We start from the raw sequence: 12731 nt of genomic DNA, 5'->3' as shown, positions 1-12731 counted from the left end.
GTTTTCATCCATTTTTTAACCGTGGAAGCTGTACCCATGGCACGACGCACCAAAGAGGAAGCCGAAGAAACCCGCGCGCACATTCTCGATGCAGCCGAACGGGTGTTCTACGCCAATGGCGTGTCCGGCACCTCGTTGGCTGATATCGCCAGTGCAGCCGGCGTGACCCGCGGCGCCATCTACTGGCACTTTCAGAACAAGGTCGATGTATTCCAGGCCATGCTCGACCGCCGCATGTTGCCCCAGGAAGAGCTAGCCCGCGCCTGCGAGAGCGAGGACGAACCCGATCCACTGGGCAACATGCGCCAGCTTCTGGTGCAGCTTCTGGCGCGCATGCAAGCCGACAACGAATGCCGCCGCGTGGGTGAAATTCTGCAATACAAATGCGAGTACAACGCCGAACTGGGCGACCTGCGCAAGCGCATGCAGGCTTTCCAGCAAGAATGCGACCAACGCATTGCCAGAACATTACGCAACGCCGTCAAACGCGGGCAACTGCCGGCCGATCTCGACTGCCGGCGCGCAGCGATCTGCCTGCACGCTTACATGGATGGTCTGCAAGCGCACTGGCTTATGAACCCCGATGCCTACGACCTGCAGGCGCACGCCCACGCGATGGTCGATGCCTTGACCGACATGCTCCAGCACAGCAAGGCGCTGCGTAACCCTAGCCCGGCTTAGACCTTGGGCCCATGGCCGGCCACCGACGGACATGCTTAGATCTGCTGCACCTCGCGGACCACGCTCCGCTGCCAGACCTGCGCACGAGGATGGCCATGTCAGTACGTACCCTGCTTCTCACCGCCTGCGCCATGCTGGCGTTCGCCGGCAACTCGCTGCTCTGTCGCCTGGCCCTGAAAACCTCCCAGATCGATCCCGCCACCTTCACCAGCCTGCGCCTGCTCGCTGGTGCAATGATGCTGACGTTGCTTCTACACCTGCGCCATGGCATGACACCCATGGCCGGCAGCTGGCGTGGCGCGGTCGCCTTGTTCACCTATGCCGCGACGTTCTCCTTCGCCTATGTAAGCCTGGATGCCGGCGCGGGCGCCCTGCTGCTGTTCGGCGCGGTGCAGATCAGCATGCTGCTGTGGGGCTGGCACCAGGGCGAGCGGCCCGGACCGCTGAGCCTGGCCGGCCTGCTGCTGGCCTTCGCCGGCCTGCTGATCCTGCTGCTGCCCGGCGCCAGCGCGCCACCGCTGACCGGTGCACTGCTGATGCTGATCGCCGGCATCGCCTGGGGCGTCTATTCACTGCTGGGGCGCAGCGCCGGCGATGCCCTGGCGGCGACCACCGGTAACTTCGTGCGCAGCGTACCCATGGCCGTACTGCTCAGCTTGGCGCTGCTGCACAGCACGAGTTGGGATATGCACGGCGTGCTCTACGCCCTGACGTCCGGCGCGCTGACTTCGGGGCTGGGTTACGCCATCTGGTACACGGCCATCACCCGGCTGAAAGCCATTCAGGCCGCCACCGTACAGTTGAGTGTGCCGATCATCACCGCACTGGCCGGCGCCCTGCTACTGGGAGAGGCGCTGAGCCTGCGCCTTGGTTTGAGTTCACTGGCGGTATTGGGTGGCATCGCCCTGGTGCTGATGGCCAAGCAGCGCGCCAAGGCTTGAGCCGAACGGGCACGGGCGCGGTCACAACTGCAGGATTCAGCTACCGGAGAATTGCCATGCGCCTGCGTCACCTATGCACCCTGCTGCTGATCGCCAACCTGGCCGGCTGCGCGTCCTGGGCTTCGCGTGACCCGTTGCATATCGATTTAGTGGGCCTGGAACCGCTGCCGTCTGAGGGGCTCGAAGCGCGCTTCGCGGTGAAGCTGCGGGTACAGAACCCGAACGAAAGCGCCATCGACTTCAACGGTATTTCACTTGCCTTGGATATCAACGATCAGCCGCTGGCTCGCGGCGTCAGCGACCAGCGCGGCCAGGTGCCGCGCTTTGGCGAGACGGTCATCAGCGTACCGGTGACCATTTCCGCCTACTCGGTGCTGCGCCAGGCGTGGGGCGCCAGCAACTATCAGCCCGGGCAGAGCCTGCCCTATCAGTTGCGCGGCAAGCTCGCCGACGGCCTGTTCGGCACCCAGCGTTTCAGCGACAGCGGCCTGCTGAACTGGCCGCCGGAGCAACCCGCGGTCAGGTAGAGGGTTCGTTTTCGGGGAGAATTTCCTTGTCGCCGGGCTCCTTGCCGTCTTGAGAGAAATGCTCGATCACCGCATTGAGCTCGGCGCCAAACAGCAATACAGCGCAGGAAATATGCAGGTAAAGCAGAAAGATGATGATCGCGCCGATGCTGCCGTAGGTGGCGTTGTAGTTGGCGAAGTTCTGCGCGTAGTATGCGAAGGCCACTGAGGCGGCGATCCACACCACCACTGCCAGTACCGAGCCGGGGGTTATGAAGCGAAAACGCTGCTCCACATCAGGCGCCACGTAATACACCACCGCCACCACGATCATCAGCAGAAACACCGCTACAGGCAGGCGCAACAAATTCCATAGGGTGACCACCACCTGCTCGATACCGAGCTGATGCGCCAGCCAGTTCATCACCTGCGGCCCGAGCACCATCAGAGCCGCAGCGGTCAGCAGCGCCGCGGCGATACCGATGGTGTATAGCAGCGACAGCGGGATGCGCTTCCAGGGCTTGCGCCCTTCCTTGACGCCGTAGGCCTTGTTCATCGCATCCATGGTCGAGCGCACCGCCGAGGACGCTGTCCACAGCGCCACCACGATACCGATGGAAAACAGCCCGGCCTTCTGCGTCTGCAACTGATCGATGACCGGGTTGACCAGCTCCACCGTGGAGAGCGGCAGCAGCAGCTCGGCCTGCTGGCGCAGCCAGTCGAAGAACGGCTGCAGATCCAGGAGGCTGATCAGCGCTACCAGAAACAGCAGGAAGGGAAACAACGAGAAGAACATCTGAAATGCCAGGGCCGAGGCATAGGTGGGCAGCTCGTCGTCGATGAAGTCGGTGACGGTTTTCTTCAGCACTGTAAACAGGCTGACACCCGGCAGCTGGGGGAAAAACATGGCGCCTCCACTGGCTATGGCGGGCCAAACAGCATGACCCGTTAATCATCGGCAGGTGCAGCGCCCGGACCGGACCGAGTCACCACAGTCTTTTGGAGGCAGCGAAGCCGCCATGAGTTCGGGTTATCCGCACCACACCGTACAAACGGTGCAACAGTCTCGACCTGCCGCCCTGCGGCTGCAACGCTAGACTGCCGGGCCGTTACCGATCAAGGACGCATCGATGCACAGGCACACCCTCAACCCTGATTCGGTCTTCAACACCCTACAGTATGGTTTCAGCCAGGCGGTGATAAGCCAGGGCGGACAGCGAATTCATCTGTCCGGGCAGGTCGGCGTGGACGAACACGAACGGCTTGTCGGCACCGATCTGGCCAGCCAGACCCACGCGGCGCTGCACAACGTACGCAGGATTCTCGAGGCCGCCGGGAGCAGCCTGCAGCACGTGCTGATGCTGCGCATCTACATCGTCGCCCAGGCCCGTGACGAGCAGGCATGTATCGTCGATGCGCTGCGCAGCTTCTTTCCCGAACAGCCGCCCGCTACCTCTTGGGTGGTGGTCGCCGGCTTGTCGGAGCCCGAATGGCTGATCGAGATCGAGGCCGAAGCCGTTTTACCGGACGCCTGACAGCAATCCCCGGCGGCGTGTAAAACCCTATATAATCTGCGGCCTTTTTCTCCACGGCCTCAGAAGGATTTCCCGTGAGCACGCTGCCACCCTGCCCCGCCTGCAACTCCGAATACACCTACGAAGACGGCACCAATCTGGTCTGCCCGGAATGCGCCCACGAGTGGTCGGCCACCGACAACGAGGCGGCGGGTGATGACACCAAAGTGGTCAAAGACTCGGTCGGCAATGTACTGCAGGACGGCGACACCATCACCGTGATCAAGGACCTGAAGGTCAAGGGCTCCTCGCTGGTGGTCAAGGTCGGCACCAAGGTCAAGGGCATCCGCCTGGTCGACGGCGATCACGATATCGACTGCAAGATCGACGGCATCGGCGCGATGAAGCTCAAGTCCGAGTTCGTACGCAAGGTGTAAGAGCCTGTTCACGATCTTTTTGGCCAGTATGAAGAGGCTGTGACAAGGCAGAAGCGGACATCCAGCGATCTCGTAGGAGGGGCTTCAGCCCCGAGCTTTTTATCAAGGCCGACAAAGAGCTCGCGGCTAAAGCGGATCGCCGCCCGACCCCTCCTACAACATCAGCAGAGATCTACGTCCGCTCTCGCCTTTCTGCATTCAAAGCGCTGTAGTCGAGCCGAAGGCTCGTGAGTAGATTCCAAGACGATGGCGCTCGCCAGGGGCGCCTATTGCACCGGCAGGAAATTCAGGAACAGCAGGCTGTGGGCGTAGTTGACGCCGATACGCCGATAGCGCTCGTCGAGCACATCGCTCAGGTAATCCAGACGGGCGACTATCTTGCCGAACTCCACGGCGAAGCTCAGGTTGCGACCGTTTTCGGACAACTCGTTGGATAACAGCAGCGGGTTACCCTGGACATCACGCCGGGTGGCCAGCAGCCAGGTAGCCTTTTCGATGTTACGTGCCGCATTGTGCACGAACTGCGCGTCGATGGTGTCGGTGATATAGAACTCGGTGCGCCCGCCGTGGGCGGTGACCACCATGCTGCCGATGGCGTAGATGAAGGCGCCGACTCTATCCCCCTCGAATTCCGGGCCCAGCGCATAGCTGAGGGCTGCGATGTCCTGTCGGCCGGCCAATGCTGGTGGCGGTCTGCCCTGCTCGATGGATTGCCGCACTGCCAGTACCGCCGCTTGGCGGCTAGCCAGACCGGTCTTTTGCCACTCGCGCGGGTTGCGCTGATAGAGCTTGTCCATCAGCCGGTACAAGCCGTTGAGGTTGTTGCGCATGCCGATGGTGGCCATGCGGTCGGAGTGGGTCTGGAACAACTCGCCGGGGCTGGCCGCGATGCTGTTGCTGGAAAAGGGGCCATTGGCCTGATTATGCATGCAGCCGCTGAGCCCGAGCACCAGCGTGGCCAGCACGATGGCGCGCCAGCAGACACCACGAAGCAACGGATAACGGGCCGTCAGCCTGTGCACGGAGGCAGTTTTTCGGTGGAGAGCGACATGCGAGTAATCCATTAACTCACAATTCATCCTTCTGCAGACGGCATAACACTAGCAACTCAATCGCCTTCATGCCCGTTACGGCATCAGCACAAGTCGCCAACGCCAGCCATCGGCATAGACCCCTGTGGCTGCGCGAAAGTTTTCCGCTCAGGCAAATTAGCACTACATGGCCCGTGGTAATTGCTGCCAGCCTACCGCAACACGTGGGGTGGCAGCCGCCAATCGGCTCAGGCCGCCGCCCGCTGCGAGCGCTTCGGCAAGGTGGCCAGCAGCAGCCCGGCGAAGATCATCGCCCCGCCGAACCAGTGGAACAGCTGCAGTGCTTCGCCCAGAAGGATCCAGCCGAGAATCGCGGTGAACACCGGCATCAGGTAGTTACCCATCGCCGCGGTCGAGGCGCCCAACACCTTCACACCATTGTTCCAGCCGAGATAAGCGACCAGCGAGGCGAACACTGCCGTGTAGGCGATGGCCGAGAGATTGGCTGGCGTGGCCAGCAGCTGGGGGCCGGTGGACAGCTCGTACAGATACAACGGCAGGATCATCGGCACGCCCAGGAGCATGAAGATGCCCAGCAGCGCCAGCGGCGGAATCGGGGCCAGGTATTTGGACCAGCGCCTGAGCAGCACGGTATAAAGCGCCCAGTCGAGCACCGCCAGCAGCATGATCAGGTCGCCATGATTGAAGGCCATGCCTGCCAGCGTCTGCCAGTCGCCGCGACAGATCAGCACCAGCAGCCCGCATACCGCCAGTGCCATGCCCCACCAGGCGCGCCGCGCCGGCCAGTCGCCGAGCAGCAGCCCGGCGAAGATGAAGGTCATCAGCGGAATGCAGGTGTTGACCAGGGTGATGTTGATCGCCGCGGTGGTCTGCGCCGCGCTGTACAGAAAGGTGTTGTAGCCAGCGATGCCGAAGGCGGCGATCACAATCAGGCGCCAGCCGGCATGGCGCAGCGCAGTGCGGTGACGCCACAGCGGCAATGCCACGAACGGCAGGACCAGAACCAGCGCCAGACTCCAGCGCCAGAAGGCCAGGGCGAAGGGTGGAATCTCGCCAGCGAAAGCGCGGGCTACCAGGGCATTGCCCGCCCAGCACAGCACCGCCATCAGCACACCGGCAATCGCCAGCTGACGCGAAGGTTTACCCACACTCATGTCTGCGGTGGGCGCAGGCGATACTGCTCTGGCAATTGATCGGCAGCGCTGACGGTGACGTCGAGATCCTTCCAGCGGCCATCCTTGAGGCCGTAGATGCAACCGTGTACCGACAATTGCTGGCCGCGGTGCCAGGCGTTCTGGACGATGCTGGTACGGCTGACGTTGCCGACCTGCTTCATCACGTTCAGCTCGCACAGGCGGTCGACTCGCGCTTCCTCGTCGGATAACGCGGCCAGGTGCGCATGCTGCTCGTAATAGAGGTCGCGGATATTGCGCAACCAGCCATCGATCAGGCCGAACTGCGCATCGTGCATGGCTGCGCGCACGCCGCCGCAACCGTAGTGGCCGGTGACCAGGATGTGTTTGACCTTGAGTACATCGACCGCGTACTGGATCACCGACAGGCAATTAAGATCGGTGTGCAGCACCACGTTGGCTACATTACGGTGCACGAACAACTCGCCGGGTAACAGGCCGACGATGTCGTTGGCCGGCACGCGGGCATCCGAACAGCCGATCCACAGGTACTCCGGGGTTTGCTGGCGGGCCAGGCGGGGAAAGAAGTCCGGGTCATTCTGGGTGATGTTTTCGGCCCAGCGCTCATTGTTGTCGAACAGGTGCTTGAGATCGCTCACGGCGGCGGCTCCCGAGAAAGGTCGATGCGCACCATACGGATGCACTGGCCTTTTTGACAAGGCGATTCGCGCGCCGAACAAGCTCACGCAATAGCGGGTTAATGACCGAAACGCTGAATCTTCCTGGCCTGCGGTCGTCCATTGGCTAGAGCCAATGACTGATCCGGAGTTCGTCATGACCGACAAGCAACCACCTGTCAGCCGCCCAGCGGCCACCGAGCAACCGGCCGAGCCGCCGATTCTGCGCGATGTGGTGGAGCCGTTGGTGCCACGCAAACAGGGCCAGGCCGCTGCGCCAAAAACCGCTCGGCCGGCCGATGAGACGAAACAGGCGGGTCAGCCTGAAGGGGAAGAGCAATCTCAGGAACTCCTGGATAAGTACGATCTGAGCCAGGTTGAGGAAGAGCGTCGGGAACGGCGCTGGGCGCGCCGCTAGCTCACTCCACCAGCGTGCAAGCCATCACCAGCGCGTCTTCACGACCGCCCGGCGCCGGGTAGTAATCGCGCCGACGGCCAATCTCGTTGAAACCGTAACGCTCGTACAAACGGTACGCCGCCTGGTTGCTGGAGCGTACTTCGAGAAAGCACTCCCCTGCCTTGAGCTCGGCGGCACGGGCCATCAGGTGTTCGAGCAGGCGCAGGCCCAGGCCGCGGCCCTGGCTTTCCGGTTTGACGGTAATGTTCAGCAGATGCGCCTCGTCGATGATCACGTTGATCACCCCGTGGCCGACCTGCTGGCTGCCCTCGAACATCAGCCAGACTTCGTAGGATTTCAGGCTGTCGAGAAAGATGCCGCGCGTCCATGGATGGCTGAAGGCGGCGTATTCGATCTTCAGCACCGCATCGATATCCGCCTCGGTGGCCCGTCGGAAGCTGATCGCGTCACTCATACCGAGGCCTCCAGCCAGCGCCGCCGCACGCGCTGCATGGCGTGCCACAAATCGCGTTTGCGCTCAGGCTCGTCCATCAGCAGCTCCAGGCCCGGCAGTGCCCAGGCGGCGCCCAGTTCCTCGACCTGCAGTTCGCGGTTGTAGGCTTTCGCATCGGCATCGCCAGCGAAGCGAATTGCGGGCAGGCCGATCAGCCACAGGCAGGCGCAGGGCTCCTGCTCTTCCAACCGCGCACCGATAAAGCTCTGCACGAAATCCAGCGCCGCCTGGGGGCCCTGGTCCATGTTGCCGCGCACCAGCAGCGGCCAGCGCACCGGCTCGCCGATGATCTGCGGGGCATCCGGCAGGCCAGCGGCGCGCAGCAGGTCCTTGAGCAGCAGGTAAGCCGGATCGCGGCTCTGGAACGGCTCGCCGGTGGGCAGCTCGACCAGCAGCGCGCAGCTGCCGGCGCGCAGCAACTGCAGGGCGAAACGCGGTGGCGGGGCTGGCCGCTCGCGCGGTGCCGGTGCGGCACTGGTTTGTTCAGCGGCTGGCTCGTCGGTTTTGCTCCCCGAGCCCGGCTTGGGCATTTCGATGCGTGGGCGTTCGCGGGTGACGACTTCGCCGGCGGCAGGTTGCGCGGCCGGCGCAGTTACCTCGACCTGCACCGCCGGTTTCTCGACGACGATCTCGACTTCCGGCTCGAAGGCGACCAGCAGCTCGGGCCGCGACGGCGCCGCGAATGGCAGTTCGACGCGCGGCAGCCAACTGGCCACTTGCATGGCATCCAGATAGGCGCGGCGGCGCAGCTCGGTGTTCAAACGTCAGGTACCCGGCACATCGATTTTCGAGGGCGCTGATTGTCGCGTGAATCGCCTGCCACGGGTAGCCCCAAACGTCAGCCGTAGCTACAGGCCAATGGCTTCGTCCTGCTGCTTGAGCAGGCTGACGAAGGCCTGGGCCGGCGGGCTCAGGTAGCAGGGTTTGCGTTGCAGCACACCAATGCCACGGGCCGGCGCCATCGGCAATGGATGCACGGACAGGCTGCCATCGCCGTTGAAGGTATCCGCCACACTGGCCGGCAGCAACGCATAACCCAGCCCCGCCCGCGCCAGCGCAGCGGCACTGCTCATGTAGGCGACCTCGAATGCCGGCTCGCGCAGCAAGCCCATGCGTGCCAAGGTCTCATCGGCCATGGTGCGCAGACTGGTGTCGCGGGTGGTGGCAACGTAGTCGAGCGATTGCAGCGCCGACAGCAGCTTCTTGCCGCGCAAGCGGCTCAGGCCATGCACCAGCAGCACCAGGCTGTCGTCGTAGAGCGGCTGGAAATCCAGTACGCCCGGCTCATCGGCCACCGAAGTGATGGCGAAGTCCACTTCGGCGTTGCTGACCCACTGGCGGATCTCTCCGGCGCGGCCATCGCGCAGGCTGATCTCGATGCCCGGATAACGCTGTCGGTAGTCGACCAGCACCCGCGGCAACGGCTCGATGACCACCGACGGCAGCACGCCGATGCGCAGCGAACCGCTTTGCAGATGCAACTGCTCATGGGCGTCGTGCACCGCGTGGTGCATATCGCGCAGCAGGCGCCGGGCCTGCTCGAGAAAGCGCACGCCGGCTTCGGTCAGCTCCACGCTACGGGTATTGCGGGCGAACAGCGAGAGGCCCAAGGCCTCTTCCAGCTTGCGCAGGCTGTAGCTCAGCGCCGGCTGGGACAGATGGATCTGTTCGGCGGCGCGGCTGAAGCTGCGCTGCTCGGCGATAAGCACGAAGGCTTGAAGCTGGCGGAAGCTGATATCCATGGCGGGCGCTTTTATAGAATTGTTTTATCAATTGATATCACATTTCGAATTCACAACTAAATCAGGAAGTCGCACCCTGCCGGCAGACCTCGACCTGGATCATAACGATGACAACAGTCCATATCGGTTGCGGGGCAGGCTTCGCCAATGATCGGCCCGATGCCGCTCTGGCCCTGGCCAATGACCTTGCCGCACGCGACGGCCGGCGCTTCCTGTTCTTCGAACTGCTTGCCGAGCGCACACTGGCCGAAGCGCAATTGCGCCGCCTGGCCAACCCCGACAGCGGCTATGCCAGCCGGCTGTTCGACTTTCTCGAACCGGTGCTGGAAACCTGCCTGGCCGCTGGTATCCCGATCATCACCAACGGCGGCGCGGCCAACCCCAGCGCTGCGGCCCGGCGTCTGCGCCAGCAGCTGCAGGGCGGGCGCTTTGCAACGGCGCGCATTGCCTGTGTGCTCGGTGACGACCTGCTCGACGCGAGTGATGCCATACAAGCCTGGCTGCCCGACTCGCTTGACGGCGAGGTGGTATCGGTCAACGTTTACACCGGCGCCGACGGCATCGTGCAGGCACTGGATGAAGGCGCCGATATCGTACTCTGCGGCCGCGTCGCCGACCCCAGCCTGGCAGTCGGTCCGCTGCGTCACGCCTTCGGCTGGCAAGCCGAGGATTGGGATCGCATCGCCCTGGCCACCACCGTGGGCCACCTGCTCGAATGCTGCACCCAGGTCACGGGCGGCTATTTCGCCCACCCGGGCCTCAAGGATGTGCCGGACCTGGCCAACGTCGGTTGCCCGATCGCCAGCATCGAAGCCGACGGCCGGGTGACCATCGGCAAGGCCGCTGGCACCGGTGGCTGCGTCACTGAACGCACGGTCAAGGAACAGCTGCTCTATGAAGTCCACGACCCGGCTGCCTACCTGACCCCAGATGTGACCCTGGACCTTAGCCAGGCCCGCTTACGCCAGGTTGGCCCTGATTTGGTCGAGGTCGAGGGCATACAGGGTCATGCGCGCCCGTCCGAACTCAAGGGGCTGATCGGCCTGCGCGGTAACTGGTTCGCCGAAGCGGAGATTTCCTACGCCGGCCCCGGCGCCCTGGCTCGCGCGGCACTGGCCCGCGATGTGCTGCTGCAGCGCTGCGCACGCCTGGCGCCGCAACTGACACCGTGGATCGACCTGATCGGCGTCGCCAGCCTGTTCAACGATGCCCGCGGCCAGTGGCTTGAACAGCGTCTGACCAGCGCCCAGGACCCGCAGGACGTGCGCCTGCGCATCAGCTTCGTCGACCGTGACAAGGCACTACTGGAAAACCTGCTGCTCGACGCCGAATCGCTCTACACCAACGGCCCGGCTGGCGGTGGCGGCGTGCGCCGGCACCTGACCGAATCCATCGGTACGGCGAGTTTCTTCATACCCCGCACCGCGGTGCAGCAACAGGTGGAGTGGTTCTGATGAGCGACGTACTGCTTTGCGATTACGCCTACGCCCGCGCGGGCGACAAGGGCAACATGCTGAGCGTGGCGGTGTTCGCCTACGACTCGGCGCATTACGCCTGGCTGGCCGCCGAGCTGACCGCAGATCGGGTGGCCGGCTGCCTGGCGCACCGCCAGATTGGCGCGGTGCGCCGGTTCGAGCTGCCGAACCTGGGCGGCCTCAACTTCGTGGTGGAAAACGCCCTGGAAGGCGGCGTGAACGCCAGCCCCGGCATCGACCGCCACGGCAAGAGCCTGAGCTACGCGCTACTCGACCTGAGGCTGCCCGCGCCTTCATAGCCCTGCCCTGCTCACCCTGCGACTCCAACAAGAATAAGACCGGAGAGTTCGACATGATTACCGCACTCGGCTTCATCCTGATGTTCACCATCGTCGCGCTGATTCTCATGCGACGTGTCACCCCGCTGGTTGCCTTCGTCACCCTGCCGGTGATCGCCTGCGTGATGGCCGGCTTCGGCCTCGGCGAAATCGGCAAGTTTATCACCGAAGGCCTCAAGGCCGTCGCACCCACTGCTACGCTGTTCATCTTCGCCATCCTGTATTTCGGCGTGATGCGCGAGCGCGGGCTGTTTGCTCCGCTGGTGACCTTTCTGCTCAAGAGCACCCGCGGCCGCCCGCTGGCGGTGGCGATGGTCACCGTGGCAGTGACCGCCGTCACCCACCTGGACGGCATCGGTGCGGCGACCTTCCTGCTGGTGATTCCCGCCCTGCTGCCGCTGTACCTGCGCCTGGGCATGCGCCGCGAAATGCTGCTGTGCCTGGTGGTGCTCAGCGCCGGAGTGATGAACATGGTGCCCTGGGGCGGCACCACTGCCCGCGCTTCGGCAGTGACCGGCATCGAAGCCTCGCAACTGTGGATCTCGCTGATTCCCGTCCAGGTGGTCGGCCTGGCACTGGTCATGGCTCTGGCGGTGTTCCTGGGCCTGCGTGCCCAACGTCAGCACGCTGCGCAAGGCGTGATCACCGGCCAGGCGCCAGCCGAAGCATCGCGCGCCGATGAAAGCGGCCTGCAACTGAGTCCCGGCGACTGGCGCTACTGGGCCAACCTGGCGCTGACCCTGGCCATTCTGGTTTGCCTGTTCACGGGCGCCTTTCCGCTGTTCGCCTGCTTCATGGTTGGCCTGGGCGTGGCCCTGGTGATCAACTACCCGAGCCTGGACCAGCAGAACAAGGCAGTGCTGCGCCACGCCAGCGACGCCATGCAGATGGCCCTGGTGATGCTCGCGGCCGGCATCCTGCTCGGCGTGCTGTCGGGCGCCGACATGTCCGAAGGCATGGCGCACTGGATGATCAACATCCTGCCCGAGGGCTCGGCCAACTGGCTGCACGTGATCATCGGCGCCTTCGGTGTGCCGCTGGGCATGCTGTTCTCGCCGGACGCCTACTACTTCGCCCTGCTGCCGGTGATCCGTGACGTGGCCGTGGCGGCCGGCGTCGACCCGGCCTCGGTGGCCAACGCCATGCTGATCGGCGAGAACACCGGCTTTGGTATCAGCCCGGTGGTGCCGAGCGTGTACCTGGCCATCGGCCTGGCCGGCGTCGAGCTGTACAAGCACATCCGCTACACGGTGCTGTGGGCCTGGGGCATCAGCCTGGTGATGCTGGCCGCGGCGGTACTCCTGGGAGTGGTCACCGTCTGACC

The 12731-nt window shown here is 64.0% G+C and carries 16 protein-coding genes; 9 read left to right on the top strand and 7 right to left on the bottom strand.

The genetic code is table 11. From position 1 onward, the window contains the following. Positions 1–36 precede the first annotated feature (36 nt). The 3 genes from PVA39_RS18030 (at position 37) to PVA39_RS18020 (ending at position 2149) form a co-directional block, all read left to right on the top strand. Positions 37–681 (top strand): TetR family transcriptional regulator, encoded by a 645-nt coding sequence (locus tag PVA39_RS18030; protein WP_093505620.1) that lies wholly within the window; start codon positions 37–39, stop codon positions 679–681. Positions 682–776: 95 nt separating this feature from the next. Then, positions 777–1622 carry a DMT family transporter gene (locus PVA39_RS18025; protein WP_274125205.1) on the top strand — a complete coding sequence of 282 codons (846 nt, stop codon included), beginning with the start codon at positions 777–779 and terminating at the stop codon, positions 1620–1622. A gap of 56 nt (positions 1623–1678) precedes the next feature. After that, positions 1679–2149, top strand: a complete 471-nt coding sequence (locus tag PVA39_RS18020; RefSeq protein WP_274125204.1) for an LEA type 2 family protein — start codon at positions 1679–1681, stop codon at positions 2147–2149. Here PVA39_RS18020 and PVA39_RS18015 read toward each other — a convergent pair. Next, positions 2142–3035 carry a YihY/virulence factor BrkB family protein gene (locus PVA39_RS18015; RefSeq protein ID WP_274125203.1) on the bottom strand — a complete coding sequence of 298 codons (894 nt, stop codon included), beginning with the start codon at positions 3033–3035 and terminating at the stop codon, positions 2142–2144. The two genes, PVA39_RS18020 and PVA39_RS18015, sit on opposite strands and share 8 nt — an antisense overlap. Before the next feature lie 223 nt (positions 3036–3258). Here PVA39_RS18015 and PVA39_RS18010 point away from each other — a divergent pair, with 223 nt between their 5' ends. Both PVA39_RS18010 and PVA39_RS18005 read left to right on the top strand, forming a co-directional pair. Then, positions 3259–3663, top strand: a complete 405-nt coding sequence (locus PVA39_RS18010; protein ID WP_274125202.1) for a RidA family protein — start codon at positions 3259–3261, stop codon at positions 3661–3663. A 74-nt stretch (positions 3664–3737) separates the two neighbouring features. Then, positions 3738–4079: a zinc ribbon domain-containing protein YjdM gene (locus PVA39_RS18005; RefSeq protein WP_274125201.1), complete on the top strand. Its 342-nt coding sequence runs from the start codon at positions 3738–3740 to the stop codon at positions 4077–4079. A gap of 266 nt (positions 4080–4345) precedes the next feature. On the opposite strand, the gene PVA39_RS18000 is transcribed toward PVA39_RS18005, so the two are convergent. The 3 genes from PVA39_RS18000 to can form a co-directional block, all read right to left on the bottom strand. Further along, the gene (locus PVA39_RS18000) at positions 4346–5143 is read right to left on the bottom strand and encodes a hypothetical protein (RefSeq protein WP_443200980.1); all 798 of its coding nucleotides are present in this window, start codon (positions 5141–5143) and stop codon (positions 4346–4348) included. 215 nt (positions 5144–5358) lie between these two features. Beyond that, positions 5359–6285 (bottom strand): DMT family transporter, encoded by a 927-nt coding sequence (locus PVA39_RS17995; protein WP_274125200.1) that lies wholly within the window; start codon positions 6283–6285, stop codon positions 5359–5361. Continuing rightward, positions 6282–6923 carry a carbonate dehydratase gene (can, locus tag PVA39_RS17990; RefSeq protein WP_147176796.1) on the bottom strand — a complete coding sequence of 214 codons (642 nt, stop codon included), beginning with the start codon at positions 6921–6923 and terminating at the stop codon, positions 6282–6284. Before can ends, PVA39_RS17995 begins: the two co-directional genes overlap by 4 nt. Positions 6924–7098: 175 nt before the next feature. On the opposite strand from can, the gene PVA39_RS17985 reads away from it, so the two are divergent. After that, positions 7099–7359: a hypothetical protein gene (locus tag PVA39_RS17985; RefSeq protein ID WP_274125199.1), complete on the top strand. Its 261-nt coding sequence runs from the start codon at positions 7099–7101 to the stop codon at positions 7357–7359. Between the two features lies 1 nt (position 7360). Here the strand turns inward: PVA39_RS17985 and rimI are convergent, their stop codons facing one another. The 3 genes from rimI to PVA39_RS17970 form a co-directional block, all read right to left on the bottom strand. Then, positions 7361–7813 (bottom strand): ribosomal protein S18-alanine N-acetyltransferase, encoded by a 453-nt coding sequence (gene rimI / locus PVA39_RS17980; protein ID WP_013789993.1) that lies wholly within the window; start codon positions 7811–7813, stop codon positions 7361–7363. Further along, positions 7810–8613, bottom strand: coding sequence for an energy transducer TonB (locus PVA39_RS17975; protein ID WP_274125198.1), 804 nt, complete (start codon positions 8611–8613; stop codon positions 7810–7812). The genes rimI and PVA39_RS17975 overlap by 4 nt, the downstream gene beginning before the upstream one ends. Before the next feature lie 87 nt (positions 8614–8700). Continuing rightward, a complete protein-coding gene (locus PVA39_RS17970) occupies positions 8701–9594 on the bottom strand; it encodes a LysR family transcriptional regulator (RefSeq protein ID WP_274125197.1) in 894 nt (297 codons plus the stop codon). 107 nt (positions 9595–9701) lie between these two features. Here PVA39_RS17970 and PVA39_RS17965 point away from each other — a divergent pair, with 107 nt between their 5' ends. Genes PVA39_RS17965 through PVA39_RS17955 form a run of 3 tightly spaced genes read left to right on the top strand, consistent with a single transcriptional unit; the run spans position 9702 to position 12729 of the window. Next, positions 9702–11048 (top strand): acyclic terpene utilization AtuA family protein, encoded by a 1347-nt coding sequence (locus tag PVA39_RS17965; protein WP_274125196.1) that lies wholly within the window; start codon positions 9702–9704, stop codon positions 11046–11048. After that, complete coding sequence (locus tag PVA39_RS17960) at positions 11048–11368, top strand: AtuA-related protein (protein WP_274125195.1); 321 nt, start codon at positions 11048–11050, stop codon at positions 11366–11368. Before PVA39_RS17965 ends, PVA39_RS17960 begins: the two co-directional genes overlap by 1 nt. 53 nt (positions 11369–11421) lie before the next feature. Next, positions 11422–12729 carry a CitMHS family transporter gene (locus tag PVA39_RS17955; protein WP_274125194.1) on the top strand — a complete coding sequence of 436 codons (1308 nt, stop codon included), beginning with the start codon at positions 11422–11424 and terminating at the stop codon, positions 12727–12729. Positions 12730–12731 lie beyond the last annotated feature (2 nt).

The sequence above is a fragment of the Pseudomonas sp. CNPSo 3701 genome (assembly GCF_028674975.1).
Taxonomy (GTDB): domain Bacteria; phylum Pseudomonadota; class Gammaproteobacteria; order Pseudomonadales; family Pseudomonadaceae; genus Aquipseudomonas; species Aquipseudomonas straminea.
This window is presented reverse-complemented; position numbering and strand designations above follow the sequence as displayed.

Bases quoted from the DNA above. Each gene is read 5' to 3' on its own strand.
- PVA39_RS18030 (WP_093505620.1), top strand. From the start codon at position 37: ATGGCACGACGCACCAAAGAGGAAGCCGAAGAAACCCGCGCGCACATT.
- PVA39_RS18025 (WP_274125205.1), top strand. From the start codon at position 777: ATGTCAGTACGTACCCTGCTTCTCACCGCCTGCGCCATGCTGGCGTTC.
- PVA39_RS18020 (WP_274125204.1), top strand. From the start codon at position 1,679: ATGCGCCTGCGTCACCTATGCACCCTGCTGCTGATCGCCAACCTGGCC.
- PVA39_RS18015 (WP_274125203.1), bottom strand. From the start codon at position 3,035: ATGTTTTTCCCCCAGCTGCCGGGTGTCAGCCTGTTTACAGTGCTGAAG.
- PVA39_RS18010 (WP_274125202.1), top strand. From the start codon at position 3,259: ATGCACAGGCACACCCTCAACCCTGATTCGGTCTTCAACACCCTACAG.
- PVA39_RS18000 (WP_443200980.1), bottom strand. From the start codon at position 5,143: ATGGATTACTCGCATGTCGCTCTCCACCGAAAAACTGCCTCCGTGCAC.
- PVA39_RS17995 (WP_274125200.1), bottom strand. From the start codon at position 6,285: ATGAGTGTGGGTAAACCTTCGCGTCAGCTGGCGATTGCCGGTGTGCTG.
- PVA39_RS17985 (WP_274125199.1), top strand. From the start codon at position 7,099: ATGACCGACAAGCAACCACCTGTCAGCCGCCCAGCGGCCACCGAGCAA.
- rimI (WP_013789993.1), bottom strand. From the start codon at position 7,813: ATGAGTGACGCGATCAGCTTCCGACGGGCCACCGAGGCGGATATCGAT.
- PVA39_RS17970 (WP_274125197.1), bottom strand. From the start codon at position 9,594: ATGGATATCAGCTTCCGCCAGCTTCAAGCCTTCGTGCTTATCGCCGAG.
- PVA39_RS17965 (WP_274125196.1), top strand. From the start codon at position 9,702: ATGACAACAGTCCATATCGGTTGCGGGGCAGGCTTCGCCAATGATCGG.
- PVA39_RS17960 (WP_274125195.1), top strand. From the start codon at position 11,048: ATGAGCGACGTACTGCTTTGCGATTACGCCTACGCCCGCGCGGGCGAC.
- PVA39_RS17955 (WP_274125194.1), top strand. From the start codon at position 11,422: ATGATTACCGCACTCGGCTTCATCCTGATGTTCACCATCGTCGCGCTG.